Annotated in this window: 11 protein-coding genes; all 11 read left to right on the forward strand. The window is 37.3% G+C overall.

Going from position 1 to position 26,566, the window contains the following annotated elements:
• The first annotated feature begins 97 nt into the window (after window positions 1–97).
• The 11 genes from PCIT_RS21030 (at window position 98) to PCIT_RS21080 (ending at window position 26,565) form a co-directional block, all read left to right on the forward strand.
• Window positions 98–688 (forward strand): restriction endonuclease subunit S, encoded by a 591-nt coding sequence (locus PCIT_RS21030; protein WP_010365361.1) that lies wholly within the window; start codon window positions 98–100, stop codon window positions 686–688.
• A complete protein-coding gene (locus PCIT_RS21035; protein ID WP_010365359.1) occupies window positions 685–2,076 on the forward strand; it encodes an N-6 DNA methylase in 1,392 nt (463 codons plus the stop codon). The genes PCIT_RS21030 and PCIT_RS21035 overlap by 4 nt, the downstream gene beginning before the upstream one ends.
• A gap of 125 nt (window positions 2,077–2,201) precedes the next feature.
• Window positions 2,202–2,579, forward strand: a complete 378-nt coding sequence (locus PCIT_RS21040; RefSeq protein WP_010365358.1) for a hypothetical protein — start codon at window positions 2,202–2,204, stop codon at window positions 2,577–2,579.
• 112 nt (window positions 2,580–2,691) lie between these two features.
• Complete coding sequence (locus PCIT_RS21045; RefSeq protein ID WP_010365356.1) at window positions 2,692–3,567, forward strand: WYL domain-containing protein; 876 nt, start codon at window positions 2,692–2,694, stop codon at window positions 3,565–3,567.
• Between the two features lie 56 nt (window positions 3,568–3,623).
• Complete coding sequence (locus PCIT_RS21050; RefSeq protein WP_010365353.1) at window positions 3,624–5,423, forward strand: DUF4199 domain-containing protein; 1,800 nt, start codon at window positions 3,624–3,626, stop codon at window positions 5,421–5,423.
• Between the two features lie 12 nt (window positions 5,424–5,435).
• On the forward strand, window positions 5,436–6,143 hold the full coding sequence (locus tag PCIT_RS21055; RefSeq protein WP_010365352.1) for an OmpA/MotB family protein: 708 nt from the start codon (window positions 5,436–5,438) through the stop codon (window positions 6,141–6,143).
• A complete protein-coding gene (locus PCIT_RS21060) occupies window positions 6,144–7,292 on the forward strand; it encodes an HNH endonuclease (protein ID WP_010365350.1) in 1,149 nt (382 codons plus the stop codon).
• 3 nt (window positions 7,293–7,295) lie between these two features.
• Window positions 7,296–10,211, forward strand: a complete 2,916-nt coding sequence (locus tag PCIT_RS21065) for a DEAD/DEAH box helicase (protein ID WP_010365348.1) — start codon at window positions 7,296–7,298, stop codon at window positions 10,209–10,211.
• Between the two features lie 6 nt (window positions 10,212–10,217).
• Window positions 10,218–15,155 carry an Eco57I restriction-modification methylase domain-containing protein gene (locus PCIT_RS21070; RefSeq protein ID WP_010365346.1) on the forward strand — a complete coding sequence of 1,646 codons (4,938 nt, stop codon included), beginning with the start codon at window positions 10,218–10,220 and terminating at the stop codon, window positions 15,153–15,155.
• Between the two features lie 8 nt (window positions 15,156–15,163).
• On the forward strand, window positions 15,164–20,110 hold the full coding sequence (locus tag PCIT_RS21075) for a sacsin N-terminal ATP-binding-like domain-containing protein (protein ID WP_010365343.1): 4,947 nt from the start codon (window positions 15,164–15,166) through the stop codon (window positions 20,108–20,110).
• Between the two features lie 11 nt (window positions 20,111–20,121).
• On the forward strand, window positions 20,122–26,565 hold the full coding sequence (locus PCIT_RS21080; protein ID WP_010365341.1) for a DEAD/DEAH box helicase: 6,444 nt from the start codon (window positions 20,122–20,124) through the stop codon (window positions 26,563–26,565).
• The last annotated feature ends 1 nt before the right edge of the window (window position 26,566 follow it).

Raw genomic sequence — 26,566 nt, forward strand, 5'->3', positions numbered from 1 at the left:
ATTCCTCAGGGTGTATTAATAGTTTTGATCAAATGTTTTGAATTTGTCAAGCTGTTTTGCTACATTTCTCAGTATGTAATTTAGGGTCGGTAAAAAAATGAGAATTGAACAGCTTTCAAAATACGCGGATATTTCTACTGGGAGGTCTTTTCGTGGAGCCATTAAAAAGGCTGCCGACATGGGCTTTAAGGTGATCCAAATAGGAGATATTGTTTTTGATAAAGGCGAAGCAACCTTAGATTTTGACAAGTTAACAGAAACTGAAATAAATACTTCAAGGAAAGTTGAATGTTTAAACAACGGTGATCTAATCATGGTCACTAAAGGACGAGAAAAGCATCTTGTATTGCTTAATGATGTGCCTGATAAACTAATATGTACTCAACATTTTCTAATTGTTAAACCGAAGTCGGAATTTTCAACGGTAACTAGCTTATTTTTAAAATCTTATTTAGAAACCAATTTTTCAAAGGATTGGATAGAAGCAAATTCAGGTGGTAACTATCAAAGTACTATTGGTAAAGGGATCTTAGAGAAGATGCCGCTCCCAGATTTGACTGACGAAAGTGGTAGTGATTTCATCGAGTACGTATTAAACGTCAATGCTGAATTAGAAAAATATCATCAATTAATAGAAGCAAGAAAAAACCAAGTAGCCGGGTTAATAAGTGAGATGGTGAAGCAATGATAACCAATGAACTAACAATAAAATATGTAGAAGCTTATAAAGGCAGCGATTTGTTGCCAGCTAATTTAGATGAAAGACTTTCTTTTCTTGCGCTTCTAACTATCGATTTGCTCGCCAATATAGAGGATGGGAAATATCAAAATTTCTTAGAATCACTTCTGGTTTCTGACGATATTAAATCGATTGACGTGGAAAAATTTGATTTCACTGACTCAGAAGAGTTAGTTGTAAAACAAGCATTAACAAATTTGAGTGATGAAAAGTTCAATAAGCTCTTGAATAGATTCAATGAGATACGAGAAGCATTTGATTTAAGTGAATTGACGCGTATCGACTCAATTGTAATATATGAGCAAACTCTCAAATTATTACAAGAGCCAAAAGTTTTTGAATTGATCCAAAGTGATGCGAAAGGTTTTGATTTTCAGCTCAGGCCAGATGACTTTTCTCGATTGATAGCAAGTATCGTTAAAAGCAATGAAAAATTGAAAGTCTATGATGCAATGGCATCAACTGGTGAGGTCAGCAATTACCTCGCGCAATTAAACCCACACTGGCATTTTACCACCGAGAGCTTGCTTCAAAACCCTTACTATCTTGTACACAAGTTTGTGCTAGCCGGGAATGACGATTGTGTAGTAAGCCAGAGTTATTCACTCAATAGTACTCCATTTGTAAAAGCTTCAACTTTTGACTTAGCGTTTGCGCTGTATGAGCCAACAGCCGTTAGAAAATCAGCAAGTCCAAAAGTCAAAAAGTCTAAAGAAGGCGGCTCATTAAGTGGTCACTATGACCCAAAAAGGATAGATCTGAATATAATTTCCACTCAATACAATGACCATGCATTGATTCAACACCTCATCTGGTCAATTAACGAAACGGGAATTGCAATAGCATTTGTCGGACGAGGTGCGTTACAGCGAATAGAAGAGGCTAAGTCTCGACACTATCTAGTACAAAACAATTATGTTGATGCAGTTATTCAGCTACCAACGAGCTTAATAAGTGCAAGAACAGTTGATTTGTTTGCAGTAATTCTTCGTAAAAATAAACAAACCGATGACATTGTGTTCATTGATGCATCTACGTATTTTGATCGTGATATCAAGCGCAACAAATTAGTTCGTGAAGATGAGATTGCAACTATTCTAGCTGAGCGGAAAAACATTACTGACATTTGCCAAGTGGTGACTAATGGGCAGGTTGAAGAGTTAAGCCGGGTTGATGAGGCCACCAATGAATCAAACTTCTCTTTAAACGTAGCGAGTTACATTAGTAGAAGTAAACAGTTCGTAGATCCCACTTTAATTAATGAGTTAATAGACGAGCTAAGCTTAATCCAAGAAAACTCAAACCAGTTATTCAATAAATTAATGAAAAAAATTTGAAAATAATTGTCATTGAATATCAATACCTTGACACCTAAGCTGTTGTTTTTATACATATTTGTATAATGACAAGTTTAGAAGCCTCTTCTATAGATTTAGATGTTTAAATAAAAGAGGTGAGTAAAATGCAGCAAATAGACAGTAACCAAACTAATTCTGAATATAGTGATTTTCAGATAGATTCCTTAAAAACATATTTACGGGAAGTAACCGTTGTTTCAGTGGTTGATAAAGTGGATGGAGAGTTAATAGAAATTGCTCAAGTGCTACACGGCTTTGTTGAACTCGATGAAACACTAAGGTTTTCACATGATGATGTTGTGATTTCGTCACCGATACAAATTTCGTCGGATCATAATACTCAATTTATTACAAAATCTGGCTCTCAATATGTGAGTTGTGATGAGGTAGAGTACGTCACGTTAAATGGGCAAGATTGGCTTAAAATGAGGCAAACATTGATGAATCCACGAGATATTTTAATTATGAAATATCTCTCTTAGTCAAAAGATAATCGGAAAGGACTTAATTGTTCCTTTTCTTTTATCTGGACATTGACGATATTATCAAAATGATACACACTAACTTTATTACTTAATAAGAATAATAAGTTAGATGGACCTCGAAAACGTCAATTACGCACAAAAACAACGTCTCGCTTTCATTGATTTTAAATTAATGTTCACAAGCTCGGTAACGCGTAACGAAATTATACAACGCTTCGAATGCGGTACTGCCGCTGCTTCCAGAGATTTAGCTCTTTATAAAGAGTTTGCACCTAAAAACCTGTCGTATAACACAACAGAAAAACAGTACATCGTAGAGTCTAACTTTAAACCACTCTTCAATCATGATGCTCGTAAAACCCTTGTTAAATTAGCTAATGAAATTTCAGATGGTTTTGATGCTATTAGTGATACAAAATTTCCTGTTGAAGCACCAAGCGCTTTAAATGTCCCTGATTTGATGATTGTCGCCCGGATAAGCCAAGCCATTTTTCAAAACAAAGCGGTAAACATTATCTATACCTCATTAAGTAGTGGCTCTGCATCAAGAGACATCGTGCCGCACTCAATAGTTGATAACGGCCTTCGTTGGCATGTTCGTGCTTATTGCAGAAAATCAAAAGAATTTCGCGACTTTGTATTAACTCGAATTACAAAAGCAACAGTGATGTCTGGTTTATCAAAAGAGCACGAAAGCAAAGAACACGATAAAGAGTGGAATACGTTCATTTCACTAGAACTGGTTCCTCATCCTCGAAACATTGAGTACCCCACAGCGATTGCTTTAGACTACGGAATGGTTGACGGCAGTATGACAATTAAAGCAAGAGCCGCTCTTACTGGTTATTTATTAAGGCGATGGAATGTGGACTGTACAAAAGATGCTTCATTAATTGGCGCAGAGTATCAACTCTACTTAGATAAAAATCAAACTTTATACGGTGCTGAAAACCTGACAATCGCGCCGGGATACAAATTGAACTAAATAACAACAAACTAAGGGAGCGACTTTTTACCTTAGGAAGTAAAGAAGGACTTAAAATGGATATTATAAATTTACAAAACGATGAAGCATTACGTTATGCAAGTTCACTCACAATAATAGTTTGCTCGTTTATTGTTATTGCATTTTTTATTGCAGTGCGAAATTCCAAAGCCGGTAAATCAAATGAATTTGTGTCCTATACGCCTGCTTTATTAACGTCATTAGGAATCTTTGGTACTTTTGCTGGCATAGTAATAGGCCTCATGGCATTCGATGCAACGAATATTGATGGAAGTATTGAGGGGTTACTTAACGGTTTAAAAACAGCGTTTTTAACAAGCTTAGTCGGTATATTACTTTCAATAATATTTAAGGTGTTACAAACCTCTGGAGTTATTTCAAAACCTGATAGTGCTGAATCTATTACTGGGGCAACACCAGAAGATATATTAAGCGCCATTAACAACCAAAGACAATCAATCGATACATTAGTAACTGCCATCGGTGGCGATAGTGATGGCTCAATTCTAAGTCAGTTGAAACTTCTTAGAGGTGATATCAATGACAATCAAAAGCTAACGATTAAATCCAGCCAAGAAACAGCTGAAACATTAAAAACAATAAATGAGCAATTAACGAATCAAAAAGAAGCCTTCACCAAATTCTCAGATAAGCTTTGGATAAAAATGCAAGACTTTGCAGATATGCTTTCTAAGTCTGCTACTGAAACCGTCATTGAAGCATTAAAACAGGTAATTACCGATTTTAATAATAACCTAACGGAACAATTTGGTGAGAACTTCAAACAGCTTAATGAGGCTGTGAAAGAGTTAGTAACTTGGCAAGAAAATTACAAAGTTCAAATTTCAGAAATGACCGAGCAATATAAACTTGGTGTTGCATCTATTTCTGCCACAGAAGAGTCTGTATCAAAAATAAGTACAGAATCGAAAGCTATACCTGAAACGATGAATAACTTAAAAGAAATTATGGACGTTAATCAACATCAATTAAATGAATTAGAGCGACACCTTGAAGCATTTAAGGATATTCGCGATAGAGCCGTTGAGGCCGTCCCTGAAATTAGAAAACAAATTGACGAAACCGTTAAAACTATTGCTGATTCTGTAGAATCTGCAAGTTCTCATTATAAAGAGTTACTTACAGAGTCTGATAAATACATTCAAACGCATATAACTTCGTCAAATGAGTTACTTGAAAAGTTTGTTAATAACACCAAAGACGGAGTAGAGACTATAGGTGAAAAGCTAGCAGATAGCGCGTCGAAGGTTGAAAAAGTAATATCAGAAGGAGCTAATGAATTTACTGACAAAGTACACCAAACCAATGCAGGTCTTCAAACAACAGCCGATCACGTAACAAGTCAAACTGAAGTTATCAAAAATCACTTAAAAGACACCGTTGAAGACTTAAACGATCACGTACGTCAAATGATCCACGCATTGGTTGATGACTCAAAAGCATTGGCAAGCACATTGACTGACGCTAATAAGGCTCTTGTAACAGATACCACATCCGTAAGAGATAATGTCACTCAAAGTATTGAATCAATGCAGAAGCGCTTGGAAAGCTCTCTCGAAGATGTATTTGAATCTCAAACTCAGCATATGACGAAAGTGTTTTCTAATATTGATGCAAGCTTACGCGAACAGGTCAGTAAAACTGGTGATAAGGTGGAAGGTCAACTCGATATGCTTGACCAAGCTATGCAGCAAGAATTGAATAAAGTCATGAGTGTAATGGGCACTAAGCTAGGCCAAATTGCAAACCAATTCGTTAAAGACTACTCGCGTTTAACTGAGCAAATGAACGCTGTGGTAAGGAAGGCTAGCTAAATCATGGCAGATATGAACTCGATTTTTGGGACATCTCGAAATATAGAAGATGGAGAACATTGGTTAACCGTTTCAGATCTAATGGCGGGACTAATGATGGTTTTCTTATTCATTGCAATAGCGTTTATGCGACACGTTTCGATAGAAAGAGACAAAATAAAGGATGTCGCTGTAGCTTACCAGCAAAATCAGGTAGCGATATATGATGCTCTTAATCAAGAGTTTGAAAAAGATCTCTCAAGGTGGGTAGCATCAATTGATAAAGAGACGTTATCATTTCAGTTTGACTCTCCAGATGTCCTTTTCGATACCGGTGAAAGTACATTAAAAGCAGAGTTTAAGGAAATATTAGAAACATTTATTCCTCGATACCTTAAAGTCCTAGACGAATACAGAGATAGCATCGATGAAGTAAGAATTGAGGGCCATACTTCTTCCGAATGGGGTAATGATACGCACCCTAATGACGCTTATTTTTTTAATATGACGCTTTCTCAAAATAGAACTCGCTCTGTTTTGAATTACGCATATTTTCTGTCCAATTTGTCAGACGAACAGCGTGCATGGGTAAAGTCATCTTTTGCAGCGGTTGGGCTAGCCTCCTCACGGTTGAAGCTCAACCAAGATGGTTCAGAGAATAAAGAAAAGTCACGTCGAGTTTCATTCAGAGTAATAACTAACGCGGATATACAAATTCGTAAAATTGTTGAAGGCCTATAAATGGCATTCAAACTAACCGTCGATTTTTCATCGCTAGATCAAGCCGTAAGCCAAATGGGTGCTGAACTTATTGAGTTTGATTTGGAAAGTAAAGTCATTCCGATTGAGCCGATTGACAGGAAGCTTAATGAAGGCTTCGAAGTTAACTTTGAGGATATTGAATTTGACACTGGTCTTGCTAGTTACCAAGGCAGACAGGTTCTTCTATATATCAAAGATCATAGTTACAACAACAAGATATATACAGTTCTAGAAGATGGTAGCAAAGGCAACAGGTTTCATGTTGCAGACTGTGAAATGCTCGAGCGAATGAGACAAAAAGGTCGATTTGACCGTTATGTTGTTACAAATAAGTTAGATGGAATGTTTCCTGTATCTGGAACTGATAATAGAACGAATGAATTAGTGGAAGGCGAAACCGATTTAAGCGTATGTCAATACTGTCTAGAAGCGACTAACTTCCAAAAATTTGCGTCTTTAAAAAGAGGTGCGCCAAGGCGAGATTTTGTTCAAAACTTTAAGTTGGCAGACTTCTTCGACACATACAGTTCATTTTTTAAGTTTATGCCTACTGGCGTAGCTAGTAATCAAACAAGTCACTACACAAAAGACTGGGAAACGGTTTCCAAGAGAATTCGTGAAAAGTTTAATTATCAATGTCAGCAATGTGGATTGGATTTAGCCCAACATAAGCGTTTATTGCATGTCCACCATATCAATGGCGTTAAGTCTGATAATAGTGATAGCAACTTAACCCCTCTATGTTGTGATTGTCATCGTAAACAGCCTGATCACCAACACATGTTTATTAAACATGAAGAAACCAAGTTAATTTCGCACTTACGTAATGCTCAAGGATTAAATGTTAAAGAAAATTGGCAAGACGTATACGACTTAGCCGATCCGGGCATACACGGTGTTATTGATTTATTAGAAAAATATCATGTTTCTTTACCTGAAGTTGGCGAAGAAATTCAAAATGAAAAGAAAGAAGTTGTTGCCGAAATGGAATTGGCATGGCCACTAAAAAAGGTCGGGATTGCCATTGATAAACCAGAAGCAATAGAAGCAACTAAGCTCGGATGGAAAGTATACAGCATGCGTCACGCGCTGAGTCAGATAGATCAACTAGCAAGTAGTTTGAGATAATAAATGAATATACAAACAAAAAATACAAAACCAACAAACTACACACCCGGTATGAGAATTGTAGTTCGCGATGCTGAATGGGTAGTACGAAAATCAGATCCTACAGTTGACGGTGGTTACCTTATTGAATGTGAGGGGATCTCTGAACTTGTTCGCGGTAAAGAAGGGCGCTTTTTAACATCTATCGAGAATAATAAAGAGTTCTCCAATTCTTCGATTGAAATATTAGATCCGGCGACAACCAAATTAGTTGAAGATAAATCTCCCAATTACAAAGACAGTATGCTCTATATGGAAGCAATGCTCCGCCAAAAAGTACCAACAGACGAGCATATATACTTTGGCCACAAAGCGGCTATGGATACTTTGCCATTCCAGCTTGACCCCACAATAACTGCACTTAAGCAGCCTAGACAACGTATATTAATTGCAGATGCTGTTGGCCTAGGTAAAACGCTTGAAGCAGGCATATTGATGTCAGAACTTATCCGACGAGGTAAAGGAAAGCGTATACTAGTGCTCGCGGTTAAATCGATGTTGACTCAGTTCCAGAAAGAGATGTGGAGCCGATTTTCAATACCGTTAACACGCCTTGACTCTGCTGGTCTACAGAAAGTGCGTAATCGTATCCCAACAAATCATAATCCGTTTCATTTCTACGACAAGTCCATCATATCGATAGACACTCTAAAGCAAGATGTCGAATATCGTCATTATTTAGAACAAGCTTATTGGGACATTATTGTTATCGATGAAGCTCACAATGTCGCAAGACGCGGTTCAAACTCGCAGCGTAGTCGTTTGGCATCATTACTATCTCAGCGATCAGACTCTTTAATTATGTTATCCGCAACACCACATGACGGAAAACCAGAAAGTTTTGCCAGTCTAATGAATATGCTGGATGCCACCGCTATTTCTAATGAAAAGGAATACGAGCACGACGATTTCAGTGATAAAGGATTAGTGGTTCGTCGTTTCAAGAAAGATGTAAAAGATCAAATAGCAAAAGACTTTCCCGAACGCGATATTCAAACAGTCAAATCCCAAGCTAGCGCCGTTGAAGAAGACGTTTATAGAGAATTAACGGCTTTAAAACTGAGTACACTCGATAAAGGTAAACAGGCCAGTCAGTTGTTAAGGGTCACGTTAGAAAAAACACTTTTCTCTAGTCCTATGGCGTGTTTATCAACAGTGAATAATCGAATAAAGCGCTTAGAAGCAAAAAACGACCTAGACTTTGCTGATGATCTTGATTCCCTAAAATCATTTGCTTATGCATTAGAACGTGTAACACCGGAGAATTTCAGTAAGTACCAACGTTTATTAAAGCTAATCTCCGATAAGAAAGATGGCTTTGGCTGGAAGCCAAACAAAAAAGATGATCGCATAGTTATTTTTACAGAAAGTATACCGACGCTTAATTTTCTGTATGACAACCTCCAAAAAGATTTAGGGCTAAAAGAAGAGCAAATTGGCTTTTTAAAAGGCCAAGAAATGTCAGACACAGAGTTAATGCAAACAGTTGAAGACTTTGGCAAAGAACAATCGAAACTAAGGTTGTTAGTTTGCTCTGATGTGGCTTCCGAAGGTATCAACTTACATTACCTCAGCCATAAAATGATCCATTTCGATATTCCATGGTCGTTAATGGTATTCCAGCAACGTAATGGTCGTATTGACCGTTATGGTCAAACAAAACAACCTCTCATTCGTTATCTAGTGACAACTAGTTCAAATGATGATGTACGTGGTGACAGTCGTACCAGTGAAGTACTCATTGAAAAGGATGAGCAAGCACAAAAAAATATTGGCGATCCGTCTGAATTTACCGGCAAATATGATCAGGAGTCAGAAGAAGAGGCCGTGGCAGAGGTGATTGCTGAAAGTTTCACCTCAGGTGCAGATATTTTGTCTGATATTTTTGGTGATTTTGATGAGCCAGAAGAGAAGTCACAAGGCCCGATGGATGCATTTTTACCAGCAGAAATACATGTGTCTGACACCACAATTGAAACTAGAGAGCTTCCTTCACTTTATGAGTCGGACATTAGCTTTGCAGAGCAAAGTCTGGAGTATATAAAGCGTAAAGGCCAGCGACTAGAGTTTCATAAAACCAACTCGTCAACATTGTCACTAACCGTGAATAAAGAGCTTGAGCAAAGGTTAAAACAACTACCGCCGGAAGTGTATCCACAAGACGATCAATTTGTCTTGACCAACGACATCGAGCAAATGGCGATTGAAATAGCCGAATCGCGTGGTCAGCAACATGCATGGCCTAGGAAAAACTACTTGTGGCAACTTCATCCGGTAATGGAATGGTTAAACGATAAGGTCCTTTCCGCCTTTGGGCGTCATCACGCACCACTCATTCGTGTACCGCATAAAATGGCCAGTAATAATACAGCATTTATTCTCAATGCTATTTATCCGAATAGAAAGAGCCATCCAATCATTAATGACTGGGTGGTGGTTAATTTTACCAACGATCAGTTTGATAGTTTTGAAAGCTTCGAGCAATTCGCTGAGCAATTAAACCTTAAGAAAGACAAGTTATCTAATCCTGCTAAAACCGACAATACCGAAATGCAGCAAGCTTTGCTGAAAACAGCTATTGCTAAGGCATCTGAATATTTCCAAACGATACGTAAAGAGAAAGAGTCAAAAATTGATCATAAGCTACAAAAACAAATAGATGCACTTGAAGCCCTTCGAGATAAGCGCGTAAAGCAATTAGCATTCAGTTTTGAGCAAACGGGCGGAATTCAACAAATTGTTGAAGATAAAAAGCAAAAAGAACAAAAGCGTATTGAGCAATTATTTGATGATTATATTCAATGGATTGAAGACACCATGACAACAGAAGACACACCTTATATTCAGTTAATCGCCGTATTCACAGGCAGTGAGGAGTAATAAGTCATGGCAAATTTATTAGGTATTTACAACGAAAACGACTTTTACTCACATCATTATTTAACGTCTGTTTTTGAGTCTGATATTCGTGGTGTAATGGAGCAATGGGCGAATAAAGAAACCGAAGCTCGCGAATTTGAAAAAAAAGAACGAGCATTAGGTCGGGAAGTCGAACAAGGCTTTCGCTCACCTTATTCAAAATTGTCATCCTATGCGGGCAGTTATTTTAAACAACTCAACGAACATAGCCGTGAAAAAGAACTAGAGAAAAGGCTTCAGCAGCAAAGAAGACGCTGGACCAATATACTATCGCCGTTAGGTTACCAATTAAAGCAAAGCTTTGTAGAGCTTGATTCAGGGTTAAAACTGCCACTATTGGCTAATTATCAACAAAACGACACGCCATTCTTATGGGTTGTTGAAGCTCATGATAAGTTTGATGATGACAATCAAGATCCATTAGCACTTAACCTTCTTCAACAACAGTTAGATAAGTCGGTTACCCAAGAGCCTGAGCTATTAAAAAAGCACAAAAGCGCTTTATTAAATCTCAGCTGGCAAGACGTTATTTCAAAGCACATTCTAACTGAAGATAACCCGCCAAGATGGGTATTGTTGCTAGGTAACCGTCAAGCGCTATTAATAGACCGTACCAAATGGGCACAAAACCGTTTATTGCGCTTTGACTTTGAAGAAATTCTGGGAAGAAAAGAAACTGATACCTTAAAAGCTTGTGCTGCGTTACTTCATAAAGATTCCGTGATGCCTGAATCTGGCCAGCCATTGCTCGACAACCTAGATGAAAATAGCCACAAACATGCTTTTGCAGTGTCTGAAGATCTTAAATATGCCTTACGCGAATCAATCGAATTATTAGGGAACGAAGCAACCCAATATTTAATAAAGCATGGCAAAGCTAACTACACGGGTAGTAATGCCATTCAGCCAGAAGATCTCAGCCGAGAGTGCTTGCGTTATATGTACCGCCTTTTGTTCTTGTTTTATATAGAAGCAAGGCCAGAGCTTGAATATGCTCCGCTTGATTCTATGACATACTTGAAGGGCTATAGTCTAGAAACGCTAAGAGACTTAGAGCTTGTGCCGCTTTACAGTGAGGCTGATAAACAAGGTCGTTATATTCACGACAGTCTAAATTTACTGTTTAAGCTCATTCATAAAGGTTACAAGTCAGAAGCCGACCTAACCACTGAAAAGTTAGATACTTTCACAGTAACTCAGTTAGACAGCCACCTATTCGATCCAAAACGTACTCCTACGTTAAATAAAGTGGTGTTCAATAACCAAACCATGCAGTGTATTCTGAACTTAATGTCGTTAAGTAAACAAAAGTCGGGTAAATCACGTCGTGGTCGCATTTCATATTCCCAATTAGGCATCAACCAACTCGGTGCCGTATACGAAGCATTATTGTCATATAGAGGCTTTTTCGCCCAAGAAACTTTGTACGAAGTAAAGAAAAAAGGTGACAAATACAGCGAGCTAGAAACAGGCTATTTTGTTACCGCCGAGCAGTTTAATGAGTACGACGAAGATGAAAAAGTCACGCATACCGTATATGAAGGTGGTGAGAAAAAAACAAGGTATAAAAAGTTTGATAAAGGCAGCTTTATATACAGAATGGCGGGGCGTGACCGTGAAAAGTCGGCCTCATATTATACGCCAGAAGTGCTCACTAAATCGTTGGTGAAATATGCACTTAAAGAGTTGTTCAAAGAAAAAATAGAGCCGCTTAAAACCTCACAAGAAAAAGCAGATGCCATTATCAAGTTGACGGTTTGTGAACCGGCAATGGGCAGTGCGGCCTTCTTAAATGAAGCAATCAATCAGCTTTCAGAGCACTATTTATATTTTAAACAGCAAGCCGAAAACAAACGTATCCCGCAAGACGAATACACCCGTGAATTACAACGGGTGAAAATGTATATCGCCGATAATAACGTATTCGGTGTCGATCTAAACCCAGTTGCTGTAGAACTCGCAGAAGTGTCTTTATGGCTTAATGCGATAAGCTCGGAAGCCTTTGTTCCATGGTTTGGATATCAGTTATTTAATGGTAACTCATTAATTGGTGCTCGAAAGCAAGTGTTCCCAGCGCACCAGCTAACCTATAAATCCCAAAAAAATCCAAGTTGGTTAAACCAAGCGCCAATAAGAATTGAACCCGGTAACAAACGGGAAGATCATCAAGTATATCATTTCTTGTTGGGTGATCTCGGTATGGCTAACTATACCGACAAGGTGATAAAAGGATTAAAACCGGATGAAATCAAAACCATCAACGAGTGGCGCAAAGACTTCAACAAACCTTGGAGTGACGAAGATAAATCAGCCCTACAACGTATAAGCAATAAAATTGATGATTTGTGGGCCGAGCATACCAAAAGCAGAGCCACACAGCGCCAATTAACTACTGATGACTTACCACTTTGGCCAAATAAAGCCGATGCCATGTCTATCACCAATATGGCCACCAAAGATAAAATGCTAGAAAAAGCCATGACCGATGGCGCGAGCAGTTATCAGCGATTAAAAATGGTCATGGACTACTGGTGTGCCTTATGGTTTTGGCCAATTGATTTGGCAGAGGAGTTACCAGAACGTTGGGAGTATTTAGCCGATATTGAAACTTTGCTAGACGGATATATACAAACAACACCACAAGAATTAGAAGAAACAGTAATGGATGAAGCTGTTGATGCGGGCTTTATGGATGATTTATTTGCAGAACCCATAGTGGCTGAACAGTCAGCCCATTATCAATCGCTAATAACCTCCAAAGGTACACTTAATAAGAAAGTCATTTTTGATGTCATGCCTAGGGTAAAAATCGCCGATACTTTGGCTGCAAGATACAAGTATTTTCATTGGGAACTCGAGTTTACTGATATTTTTGAAATAAACACTGGTTTTGATTTGATTTTGGGGAACCCGCCATGGTTAAAGATTACATGGGAAGAAGGAGATGTATTAGCAGATTTTTATCCTAAATATTTATTTAAGAAAACTTCAGCATCTGAATCTAACGAAATTAGAACAGCGATACTTGGTCAATCCCCACTGATAGTAAAACAGTATTTTGAAGAATATGAAAGTTCTCAATCAGTACAAAACTTTTTAGGGGCAAGCCATAATTATGCTGATTTAAAAGGGATTCCAAATAATTTATATAAATGTTTTATACCTCTTTCATGGGATATTACGGCAAAACAAGGGATCGCTTCATTGTTGCATCCTGAGGGGGTATATGATGATTCGAATGGTGGGCGATTTAGAGCCAAAATTTATCGCAAGCTTAGTGCACATTTTCAGTTTCAAAATCATTTAATGCTTTTTAAAGAAATTGACCATACTAGGACCTTTAGTATTAATATTTATCGGAGCGAAGAGCTTCCTATTAAGTTTTCAAATATTGCTAATGTATTTCATCCTAAGGTTATTGATGAAAGTTTCGATGATTTATCAGATGAACTTCCTGATGGAATAAAAACAGAGGATGGAAAATGGAATTCAAAAGGAAATAAGTATAGGTTACTTGAAATTACTGATGAGACGCTTAAAGAATTGAAGTCTTTGAGTGAGGAGGAGTCTTTTGATCAGATTAAGCTCCCAGTAATTCATTCTCAACAATCTTTAGTCGTATCACAAAAGCTCAGTAAGGCTAAAAGCAAGCTAGGAGATATCGAAGGACTTTGGTTTAGTGAGATGTTTAATGAAACAACATCTCAAAAAAATGGACTACTACGAAGAGAGACTCATTTTCCAACGACTACCGAAGATATGGTTCTATCAGGACCACACTTTTTTGTTGGTAATAGTTTATACAAGACTCCAAGACGAATATGTAATTCACAAAATGCTTTTGACGTAATCGATGGTTCATTCGTTGAAAGCGAATATTTACCTCGTTCAAATTACAAGCTTACGTCAGATGGTAAGAAATTTTTAAAGTCTTCGAACGAATATGCACAAATAAACTCAATTAGAGTTGTTAATCGAGAAATGGTTGGTAGTTGGTCCGAAAGAACTTTGTCGGCAGTAATTGTTCCACCTAAAGTAAGTCATATAAATACTTGTCTATCTACTAAACTCCCAAATGATGAATATTCGTTACTCTTTTATTCTCTATGTAGCTCACTTACACATGATTATTTGATCAAGAGTTCAGGTACAGGACATGTCAACGTTAAGCACTTAAGCTCTTTGCCTTTAATAGAATTAAATAGCCTATATAAACTTTCTATCTATCGCAGAGCCTTACAATTAGGGGCTAGAAGTGCAGAGCTTATTAGTTTATGGAAGCTGATTCCAGATACAGATGAAACAGATCCTTTATTAACTTCTAAGAAAAAGTTTTGCATGGTTTCGGAGTTAGAATTATGTGGACGTAAATTGATTGAACTATCAGATTTAACTCGAAGGCAATTGTTAGTTGAAATAGATGTGCTGGTTGCAATGGCTCTAAACCTTAGCAGAGATGAATTAATATCAATTTATAAAATTCAATTTCCTGTTTTACGACAATACGAAGCTGATACATGGTTTGATCAAAAAGGGCGAATTACTTTCACTTCTAGTAAGGGGTTATTGGGAGTTGGTTTAGACCGTAAATATAATAAGAAAAACGATTTCAAAATAAGTGTGAAAAACGGAGTCTTTGTTGAAGGTTGTGAACAAATCACAAAACTAAAAGCAGGCACTGAAGAAACCCCATGGAATGAAGAAAACGGTCAAATAGGCTGGGAAGATATTAAAGACCTTAAATCAGGCATCGTCACCAAAATCTATATGGACGATACTGTGCCTGATGGTCCAGTCGAGCGCACTATCGAATATCATGCACCATTTGACCGCTGTGACCGAGAAGAAGACTACAAAACCGTATGGGCAGAATTCGAACGCCGTTTTGGTACTAATAAGGAGTAGAGTTGTAGATGGACCAAGCAGTAAAAACGGCAAAAAGCCAAATTGATGAATTCAAACGACAAAAGTATCATTTTGATACTGAAACTGGAGAATGTAATTTACCTGAAGATGCTAAGTCAGATTATGACAATGCGTTAAAGATTTTATCAGAGCAACTTTACTCTAAAGATATACATTTCATTTTTGAACTTATTCAGAATGCTGAAGACAATCACTATGGAAAAATTGCAACTCCTGAATTGAGTTTTGAATTACTTGAATACGATCCCACTAATACGCCGGGTTGTACTGGCTGTTTGGTGATTAAAAATAATGAAAACGGCTTTGATATAAACAACATTAAAGCCATTTCATCCATCGGAAAATCAACTAAAGCGAATCAAAAGGACGCTGGATATATTGGTGAAAAAGGGATCGGGTTTAAATCCGTGTTTGTTGTCTCTCCAGCGCCTCATATTTTGTCTAACGGATTTCAAATTAAATTTTTGAAAGATGACCCAAAAACAGGGCTTGGTTATATAGTGCCATATTGGTTAGAAGATGATCTTTCTAAATTTTATAATGGCAATGGAACCACCTTGTTACTGCCGTTGCAGAATAAGCAAGGCAGTGAATCTAGGATGTTTGATAAAGTTCAACATGAGCTATCAAAGCTTTCACCCGAATTGGTTTTGTTTTTAAGAAAATTAAAAAAACTTTCTATCAAAACACCTAACTACTACGCTGATTATCATTTAACCAAAGACGGTGATTACGTTGAGCTAAACACTCAATCTTCTAGCCAAAACACTAGCGTTAAATATCTATTAAAAAGCCAAACAATCAGTGTTCCAGCAGATGCCGTAAATGAGCTTAGGGAAAACGTTACTAAGCGAGATATTTCTATCGCTTTCCCCGTTAATTTCGAACTAGAAGAAAGCCCGCTATATTGTTACTTACCTACTGAAAGTGAGACAGGGCTTCCATTTTTAGTTAACGCAGATTTTATTTTAAGCGCCAGTCGAGAATCTATACGACAGGACTTAACATGGAATAACTGGATGCGTGGCGAAGTAGCGAACTTTGCTGCTAAAACTATCTCGAAAATACTTTCGCAAAAAGGGGATATAAGCCGATGGGCTTGGGTGCCAGTTTTTGGCAGTAATAGAGTTATATATTGGAATAACGTTCGAGAAAGGGTCGAGGAAGCGTTAAAAGTATCAAAGTGCATACCGACGTTATCTGGTCAGTATGAACTTCCGTCAAAAGTACTATCTCTTGGCAATACTTATGGCTTTTTGCACTCTTGGCCATTAAGTGTTATTGAGCGTTTTCCGTTTGATTTATTCTGGGACGATTCATCGCTAATTTCTAGAGTAAGCTCAGCCATAGGCTTAAAAAGCTTTGGTCAGAAAGATTTTGTTAGCTTCTTAGGGCTTATTAAATCAGACGATGATTTATCTAATGACGACTTAATGCCCGCCATTGTTGAAGTTACGCAACAAAAGGGGCAATGGGGCAGCGCAAAGAAATATGATAGCTATTTGAGTCAGTTGCGTTCGTGTCATTTATTTAAATGTGAATCTGGACTGCAAAACTCAAAGTATAAAAATTTATTTCTACCTAGTGAAGACAAACATGAAGTACCAGTTTTAGTTAATGGTGAAGGTGAAAACACTCAACCGAATTATATTGATAAAACCTTTTTCAATATAATGCCACCACATATTAAAACATCAGTAAAATTGATGTTTAATGTGGATGAGGTCCATGCGGTGAGCTATTTAGAAAGTTCAGTTGTAGGTTTTTTAAAGCACAATAAAAATAGTTGTACAGAGGAGTCGCTGGAAGCTCTTAGTAAGTATTTAGTTGAAAATATTGATGATTTGCCTGTTGAAACGTTAAGAGCTTTAAAAAGCGTTTTACCATTTAAATCTGCTGATGGTAAGTGGGTTACTCCGTTGGAACATACTCGGTATGTTGTTCCCTTATCTGAAAATGAACATCCTTTATGGCAAAAGATTTATACGAACGCTGATGAGTTAAAACACATAATTGTTTTATGCGAAGACTATGTTAATTGGGTAGACGAAGACTTAGCTTCAGACTTTTTTAGCGCATTAGAAATCAGTGATCATGTAACACCATTCGTTATATCGGTAAACGAAAGCCCAAAGTTTAAAGCAACTCCCAGAGCATTTTTGGATACTGAATTTTGGACAGATGAGGATAATCGTAAACGAGCCTATGAATGGCTTTATAGGGTATATTCTGACGATGAAATTATTAAATCAGAATATAAAAGCAATTTCTGTCTGAGTTATTTTCTCTTGGAAGAGCCATGGTTACTGAGCACTAGTCAAGGCTTTGTTAAACCCTCTCCTACACTACATTGTTTCTCTGAATCGGAAAGAGGTTATTTTGGTAGCTCATTAAACTACTTGAAAGACAACGTATCTAAAGTATTCGCTAAAAAACTTGGCTTAATAACCGAGCCTACACCTAAAGGATTCATGGATCAGATAAAAGCACAGAAGAGCAAAGATAAAGTAGACGTAGACTTTTTAATTTTAGCTTACGATGCGCTGTCTAATTGGAAAGATCCGGGAGAAGCTGCTCGTATTCAAAAAAGGTTATCTTTAGAGAAATTAATTTACTTAAACGAGCCTAGAGACGAATGGGTTGCTCCTGAAAATTCTGTGTGGGAAAACATATCTTCTCTTGGAGCTAGTTTTGTAGGGTTATCGAGCTACTTACCTGAAAAGCTAAGGTTTTATACAATAGATACCTTAGGTGTGAAGGAAAGACATGGTATTGAGTCTTATTATTCTGCATATCAAGTGCTTGCAAAAAGTAACAAACCACTTTCAAAAGAAGAAAAAGATCGATTAAACAGAGTTGTTAGACATATTAATACAAACATTCGCTCAGAAGAGTTTGTACAAGATGTCCAGTGGAGTAACTTTGCAAAGAGTGCGAAAGTGTATACAGACATAGGCACTTGGCTTTCGCATGATAAGCAACTTTATGTTGCGGACGATGGCAAGATAAAAAGGTTATTTGAAGATCATAGAAGTGTAAATTTCACTTGGTCAAGTGCTACTGAGTTTTTTACTTTCTTTGAGGGCTTGGGAGTTAAAAAGGCTTCTGAGAATATTACCGTAACGGTTAGTGGTGTATCGGGATTAAACAAAGAAACGAAGGTACAAATAACTGGTTTTGCAAAAAAGGCTATTTGCTTGTTTATAGCAGATAACCTGAGTCTGGATGATGAAATTATTCAGCAGCTTGCTAATTTTTATCAATCGAAAGAATATGGCTGTGAGCAGTTAACAGTTAGGTATTCACTTGGAGATACAAGCCATGTTGAAGTCAAAACTGAACTCGGCGTTTATGATCCCGCTGAGCCTGCATTGATCTTAGTTAATGATAATGACATTGAAGATATCAAAGATGAACTTGCCCAAAGCATAGCGCGATACTTCTTTGGTAAACGAGCTAACACTTTTGAAAAATCTATTCGTGTTTTTATCGACATTCATTCTGAATCTCGTTTAGGAAAAATCGTTCAAAAAGAAAATCTTGAGCTTGATGATAGTAAGACAGAAATTATTGAGCGGTTGTTTAATGAAGGCTATGACGTTGAGCAAGCAATTGAAGGCGAGCTGCATCATGACTCAGAAGACTCTGACACATCGGAGCTTCAAAATGACCAAGGTAATGACAATGAAATAACCCAAAGTGATGCACATTCTGAAGATATCATTGACGAATCACCTCTTGATAAAGAAGGTGATGAAGAGGCTGCATCAGCTGTTTATGAACAATTAAGTACTACAGAAGATTACAGTGAGCCTAGTGCAGTTGAATCGCATGATAAAACATCTTCTGCAATTCAAGAAAAAGAAGAAGCTGAAAATGACTTATACAGAGAGCCTGTTTCAAGCGGAGATGACTATTTTCGCTCTAATGGGAGCACCGGCCAAAAACATGAAGCAAGTAACTCTTTTGAAAGCTCTAATGCTCAACGCCCAGAAAATGTAACAGAAGAATATAATAACAAAGAAAATTTGCATGAAGGTTCGAGTGGTTCTTCTTCAAAAAGTGGTGTTAGCAATACTTCTATCAAAAGCTCATTATCGTTAAAGAAAAATAACGGTTCTTCAAAAGCGCCAAAGTCTAATGGTGAATATTTCTCTCCTGACAAAGAGAGTACTCAACAAAACAATAGTGAACGAGCTAACCGACAATCGCCCGGCTATCGTTTATTCAGCTACGTAGAAAGTGATAAAACACATGAACGAAGTGAGCGAGAGCAAAGGGATGACCAACTTTTTGGCAGTAAGGCTGAGTCTTACGTTAAGAAATGGCTTGAAGAACAAAGTTATGTTGATGTTGAGTTATTAGGTGGTGTTAATAAAGGCTTTGATATTCAGGCAGTAGATCCCGAGTCAGGCGAAATTATATTTGTTGAAGTGAAAGGGCAAAGAGGCGCGTGGAATCGCACCGGTATTGCAATGTCAAAATCGCAAATGGAAAAGTGTTTAACGGAAGGTGATAACTATTGGCTGATAGTAGTTGAAAACTTATTGACGACCCCAACAATTCATAAATTTGTGAATCCTGCCAAACTAATAGATAGATACTATTTTGACTCAAATTGGTCGAAAGTCGCAGAACTTCTTAAAACTCCAGAACCTAAAGAAATTGACATTGATGACCTCTTCATTGATGAGACATCGAAAAATATTTATATTAGCTTTCAAAGTGAAGGTATTGTATTACCAACCGTTGGATATGAAATTTCAAATGAAAATTTTGAAGTAATAGCAGAATTGGAATTTGCTTGGCCAGAACTTAAAATCGGTATCTATTTTGATGAACCTGAAAACGATATAGATGGCTGGAATTTGTTTAGCATAGAAGATGTAGAAAAGGACACCAGTGCCATATATGAACTGGTTAATAAGGGTTAAGGAAAAAATAGATGTTACCTAGTATTATTAGTCAACAAACAGAACAAGCAATTCGTTCATTTTTGTTGCATTCGTTTGAAATGAGTTCTCATTTATTTTCTCGAACTGATGTAAATGGTGTTTATTCAAGCGCCATGGAGGATTTTCTTAGCACTAAGGAAAATCTCTCTAAAGGGCCTTATATTTCACTAAATTTGCCATTTAGACAAAGTAGCTTGAGTCGTGATTTTTTTCCAAATCTCTATTTGCCTTTTATACCGTATCAACACCAAGCCAAGGCTTATGAACGATTAACTGCGGCAAAACCTTTATCTACTCTGGTAGCAACAGGGACGGGTTCAGGTAAAACTGAATGTTTTATGAACCCAGTTTTAAATTATTGCGCCTCTTCAAAAGAGAAAGGCATTAAAGCAATTATTATTTACCCGATGAATGCGTTAGCGACGGACCAAGCAAAACGTTTTGCAGAGACAATATATTCCAACGAAGGTCTAAAAAACAAAGTTACAGTTGGGCTTTTTGTCGGTCAGGAAGATAGCGAAAAGAGCAAGGTGATGGGGTCAGATAAAGTCATCACTTGTAAGGATACGTTGCGTGACAATCCACCCGACGTGCTTATGACCAACTATAAAATGTTGGACTTTTTGTTATTACGTCCTAAAGATCAGGTGATCTGGAAACACAATACGCCAGAGAGCTTACAGTTTTTAATCGTCGACGAATTACACACTTTTGATGGTGCACAAGGCACCGATTTATCATGCTTAATCAGAAGATTGAAACACCGTCTGGAAATTCCAAAACAGCACTTAACCTGCGTAGGTACATCGGCAACGATTGGCGATAACTATGAGGAATTAACTAGGTATGCAGAAGATATCTTTGATGCTCAGTTTGATATTGCTTCAGTAGTTAATGAAGATAGATTGTCGGCTAAAGAATTCTTAGAAGAGTCGCCATTAGAGTACTTTTCTTCACCAGAGAGCTTTGAATTACCAAACTTTGAAGACATAGATACGCCAGAAGAGTACGTTAATAAAGTTATACAAGCTTGGTTTAAAACAGATGCATTTCTAATCACGGAACCTGCCAACACTAATGAAGGAATTCAGCAAAGAATCAGTCTAGGTGAAAAGATAAAGTCTCACCGTTTTTTCCACCGATTACTCGATAAACTAAATGGAGAAATAACATCGATAGAGTCTTTGAGCCAAGACTTGTTTGGCTCGGCAGGCATAGCTGAAAATGAAAGAACAAAGTTGATAGAAAGCTTTTGTGTACTTATTTCGGTAGCTAAAGAAGAAGTAGAAGAAAACGCAGATGCCATAAGCAAGAGGTTGGCAGCTGGAAAAATAAAACCATCTTTGCCTTTACTTCAAGTGAGGCATCAGCTCTGGCTCCGAGAGTTAAGAAGAATGGTGGCTAGTGTTAATGCGCTACCACAATTAACCTTTAGTGACGATCTAACTCAAACCATTGCTGATACCAAGTATTTGCCGGTTTTACATTGTAGAGATTGCCACAACACAGGCTGGGGCGGAGTACTAGGTAATACCGACACCCATATAAATGATGACTTAGCTCAGTTTTATCAGCTTTATTTTGATAATAGACCAGAAGCTAAGTTAATTTTCCCTGTACAGAGCTTCGATGATAAGTTGGCCAAGCTGGGCCGATTTCAGAAACTCTGTTCACATTGTCTCAAATTAAATAATTTCGATAGCTCTACTAAGGAATGCGCTAGTTGCGGACAAGACGAATTATTGCTGGTTTATATTCCTGACGATACTAAAAGGCGTAACTTAACCGATGGAGGATCGGTTTTAAAAGCAAGCCACGACTGTCCTTTTTGCAAAAGTGAGACGGGAGTTAGTGTTCTAGGTAGCCGGGCAGCCAGTTTGATTAGTGTGATGACACATCAATTATTTGGGTCCCATTATAACCAAGACAAGCAACTTATTACTTTTAGTGATTCTGTTCAAGATGCAGCACATCGTGCAGGGTTTTTCACTGCTAGAACGTATCCATTGCTCATACGTAGTTTAATAGCCAAAGTTATTGAAACGATAAAACCAAAGAATTTGTCTGAGCTATGCTCTGGTGTTGCAAATTTTGCGCGAGATTATTTTGACAATGATGAATCGTTTGTTGGCACTTTCATAGCTCCGGATATGGAGTGGCAATCGCATTTTAAAGAGCTTCAAGAAAAAGGGAAGCTACCATCACCAACAAACTTACCGAAAAATATTCAATCACGACTTGAGTGGGAAGTCGTTAGTGAATTTGGTATTAAAAGTTTCTTAGGACGATCTCTAACAAAATCTAAATTTGCAGCAATAAGCTTCGATCGAGAGCTATTGGATGAAGTGACCAATAAAATACATTTAATCTTGGTTGAAGAGGTGGCGGAATTAAGTGATTTGAGCGTGACTCAAGTTGAGCACTTTGTAGTAACGTTTTTACATCTATTGATAAATAATGGTGGTATTTATCACGACAGCTTAAGTAATTATGTTGCTAACGCAGGTGATACTTACGTACACAATAAAGTTGGTCAGACTCAATATTACATGCCTAACTGGGGCAGACGGTCACGTAAACCTAGATTTTTAAGTATAAAAAAAGTATCTAACCAGTTTGATTATGTGTCTAAAAAAGACGCCGGAAACTCTCCTTATTTAATTAGTTTGTTAAAGAATTTACTGAATGAAGACTTAGTCTTTGCTACTTCTCAATCTGAATTAATTTTTACTCGTATTTTAGGTCAGTTTCGAACTTCGGGAATATTGGTAGAAAGAGAAGTAAAAGGAGAACCAGTATTTGGGGTTAATACAGAGGCGTTGTTGGTATCTAATGAGCTTGTAAAGGTCGAATGTTGCGACTGTGGCTCTCCTCTTAATATAGATAAGAATATAGAGAGTTACTGGCTTAATTCACCATGCTTGGTTCCTACCTGTAATGGTAAATTTAAGACATCAATTCACCAAGAAAAAAAGCTATCTTGGGATAATTTTGATTTAGTAAGAGTAAATGGTTTTGAACATACAGGTTTGTTGGATAGAGATGTCAGGGAAAGTGTAGAAAATTCATTTATAAAGGGTAAAGAGAAATGGGATATCAATTTATTATCCGCTACACCAACTCTAGAAATGGGGATAGATATTGGAGATCTTTCGAGTGTTGCACTTTGTTCAGTTCCTCCAGCTCAGTCTAATTATTTGCAGAGAATAGGACGTGCAGGCCGAAGAGACGGGAATGCTTTTAATGTCACTTTTTCTGAAGGGAATGCGCACGATCTTTATTATTACAATGACCCTATGGATATGATGGCGGGTTCTGTTCAACCACCGGGGGTTTTTCTAAAAGCTAACGCCGTTTTAGAACGTCAACTTACAGCATTTTGTTTTGATTCGTGGGTAAAAGGTGGTGTAACTGATAGTGATGTGCCAAAAAGCGTAAGGGATCTGTTGAATACCGTTGAAGGTGGCCACACGCATCAGTTTCCCTATATCTTTTTCGATTACATAACAAAACACCAAGGCTATTTATTAGAGCAGTTTTCATCATTGTTTGACGAAATGGACAGCGATATTCAAAAGTCACTCTCGATCTTTTTACGAGGCGATGATGATGACCATATGTCTTTAAGTGGCAGGATCATTAACCGCATTACGCAGTTAGTTAATGATAGAAAAGGGTTAAAGAAGAGAGTGTCTACCATTGATACTGAGCTTCGCAAACTGGATAAACTTGAAGTACATGAGTCAGATCACAAAGAGAAAGTTGAGCTTCTAAATAATGAGCGAGCAGCCATTCGTTCTTTGATCCGACAAATGAATGGAAAGCAAACACTCAATTTCTTCACGGATGAAGGTTTGTTACCCAATTATGCATTCCCTGAAGAGGGGGTGACTATCCGCTCAATTTTGTGGAGAAGAAAAGAACAAGCAGAATCACAAGAAGACGGGACAAAATTTCAAAGAAATACTTATGATTATGAACGTCCAGCTGCTTCAGCGTTATCTGAACTAGCGCCAGATAATCATTTTTATGCAGGTGGCAATAAAGTAGAAATTGAACAAGTCGACTTAAGTGTGTCAACTGTTGAATCATGGCGGGTATGCAACAACTGTAACTACAGTGAAGATATTAATATTAGTAAAGACCAGTTTAAGACTTGCCCAAAATGTGAAAGTGTTAATTGGAGCGATAACGGCCAACTAACGCAAATGTTAAAGCTTCGACAAGTCTATGCAAGAACGAACGAAAGAGATGCAAAGATAAGCGATGATTCTGATAACAGAGAGCCTAAATTTTATAAAAGACAAATGTTAGTAAGCTATGACGATACGGATGTTCTTTCTGCTTATAAGATTGATAGTGATGAAGTCGTTTTTGGCTTTGATTTTGTAAAAAAAATAAAAATCAAAGATATTAATTTCGGTGTCCCTGACAATCAATCAGAACAGTCAATAATTGCTGGTGATGAAGATCAACGAACTGGCTTTAAGGTATGTAACAAGTGCGGAATGGTTAAAACCAATAAGACAAGGCACTTTAAACATGATCTAACTTGTAGTTATAACAAGAACCCGGAAACCGCACTAGATGACGATAATTTTATAGATTGCTTATATCTCTATAGAGAATTAACTTCTGAGGCAGTAAGAATTCTATTACCAGTATCAAGTTATTCAATAAACTCTGCTAATGAAGCGACGTTTGCAGCTGCAATCCAACTAGGTATTAAGTTGTACTTTAAAGGTAGTATTGACCATATAAAAAGTACTGTATATAGCGAACCTGTTAACGCGGGCGAAGGCAGACGATATTACCTTGTAATTTACGATACAGTACCGGGCGGAACTGGTTATTTAAAATCACTTATGGATTCCCCAGCTAATTTATTAAACTTAGTTGAAAAGTCGTTTAATAAATTAGATTCCTGTTCATGTAATCACGATCCTAGCAAAGATGGCTGCTATAAATGCATATACGCATATCGTGACCGCCAACGCATGCCCAAAATATCGCGAGATCTCGCTAAATCACTGTTTCAAAAAATACTTGAAAACAGAAATAATATTGTTGAGGTGGACACACTAAAGTCTGTTAATCCAAATACGTTGTTAGATAGTGAACTAGAACATAGGTTTATAGATACGTTAAAAGCAGCCGGACAACCATGGAAAGTCAGTAACTCTATCGTAAATGGCAAAAATGGTTACGTTTTAACGATTGGTCGTCAAGATGAAATATCTCATGCATGGAAAATTGAACCTCAAGTTGATTTAGACAAAGATAAAGGTGTAGATATACCTTCACGACCTGACTTTGTCCTTTGGCCAGTTAAAAATACTCAAACAGTGTTACCTATAGCTGTTTTTTTAGACGGATATGAATTCCATTTTGATAAAGTTGGAGACGATACTCGCAAACGAAATGCTATTCGACAGAGCGGGAAATTTATCGTTTGGACTCTTTACTGGGACGATCTGGAGAAAAATGATTCGGGCCATTTAAAAGAATATTTTGATTTATTCCAGAATAGTAAGTTGAGAGAGATGTTTGGTTCATCTCCCAAACAATTGACAGGTAAAAACTACAACCAATGGAACTCAGTATTAAATAAACGAAATAGTTTCAGTTTATTGTCAGAGTTATTAGTTAACCCAATTGAAAATGCCATCCAGTTTAAAAACGTAGCATTGGTTCATTCGTTTTGTTGGTTAAATCCAAGTAAAGGTTTGAGCCAAAGAAACCCTGAAATAGCTCAGCGATTAGAGTTTGAACTTAAAGAGAATGCACCTTTATTCCGAGTAAATGAGTTTTTAGATGATGAAAACTATTGGTTTGGTGGATTGATGGATTGTCTCGAAAGTTCAGAAAAGCTCGTTGAGTTGACAACTGCTTTATCTTTACAGAAGTTTCAACAAGCCAAATTTGGACAAAGTATAGAAGACTGCAATTTCTTAACGAAATTGTTAAAGGTCCATATTTGTTTTGATGATACAGATATTGAAAATGTTAACTTCAAACAATCATTAATAGGGTACTGGAAGTTATTCAATTTATTACAATTCATGGATGACGTTTCATTTACGTCAATGAGCATGATTGAACTTGAAACGGAGCAGATAGAACTGCCAAGAAAAGAAGTCACTTCTTCCTTATCCGACCAATGGAAAGATGTTATTGAACAATCAGTGATTGATTCAAATCTAGAGTTGTTTGGTGAACTTGAGATAGATTTACCTGTAGTAGGATTTGAACTTGTATCGAGTGATGAAGTTATTGGGTTGTGCGAGCTTGCATGGCCTAGTAATAAGGTAGCCTTATTCTGTAACGATGAAAGTGAAGACATGGCTGTATTTGAGAAAGATGGTTGGCAGTGTTTTGAAGACCCTGTTGATATCGGCCTAGTAGAAAAAATAAAAATGATTTTGGGAGCATAAT

The sequence above is a fragment of the Pseudoalteromonas citrea genome, assembly GCF_000238375.3.
In the GTDB taxonomy this organism is placed as follows: Bacteria; Pseudomonadota; Gammaproteobacteria; order Enterobacterales; family Alteromonadaceae; genus Pseudoalteromonas; species Pseudoalteromonas citrea.

Excerpts from the sequence above, each read along its gene's own strand:
- PCIT_RS21030 (WP_010365361.1), top strand. The coding sequence starts at position 98 with ATGAGAATTGAACAGCTTTCAAAATACGCGGATATTTCTACTGGGAGG.
- PCIT_RS21035 (WP_010365359.1), top strand. The coding sequence starts at position 685 with ATGATAACCAATGAACTAACAATAAAATATGTAGAAGCTTATAAAGGC.
- PCIT_RS21040 (WP_010365358.1), top strand. The coding sequence starts at position 2,202 with ATGCAGCAAATAGACAGTAACCAAACTAATTCTGAATATAGTGATTTT.
- PCIT_RS21045 (WP_010365356.1), top strand. The coding sequence starts at position 2,692 with ATGGACCTCGAAAACGTCAATTACGCACAAAAACAACGTCTCGCTTTC.
- PCIT_RS21050 (WP_010365353.1), top strand. The coding sequence starts at position 3,624 with ATGGATATTATAAATTTACAAAACGATGAAGCATTACGTTATGCAAGT.
- PCIT_RS21055 (WP_010365352.1), top strand. The coding sequence starts at position 5,436 with ATGAACTCGATTTTTGGGACATCTCGAAATATAGAAGATGGAGAACAT.
- PCIT_RS21060 (WP_010365350.1), top strand. The coding sequence starts at position 6,144 with ATGGCATTCAAACTAACCGTCGATTTTTCATCGCTAGATCAAGCCGTA.
- PCIT_RS21065 (WP_010365348.1), top strand. The coding sequence starts at position 7,296 with ATGAATATACAAACAAAAAATACAAAACCAACAAACTACACACCCGGT.
- PCIT_RS21070 (WP_010365346.1), top strand. The coding sequence starts at position 10,218 with ATGGCAAATTTATTAGGTATTTACAACGAAAACGACTTTTACTCACAT.
- PCIT_RS21075 (WP_010365343.1), top strand. The coding sequence starts at position 15,164 with ATGGACCAAGCAGTAAAAACGGCAAAAAGCCAAATTGATGAATTCAAA.
- PCIT_RS21080 (WP_010365341.1), top strand. The coding sequence starts at position 20,122 with ATGTTACCTAGTATTATTAGTCAACAAACAGAACAAGCAATTCGTTCA.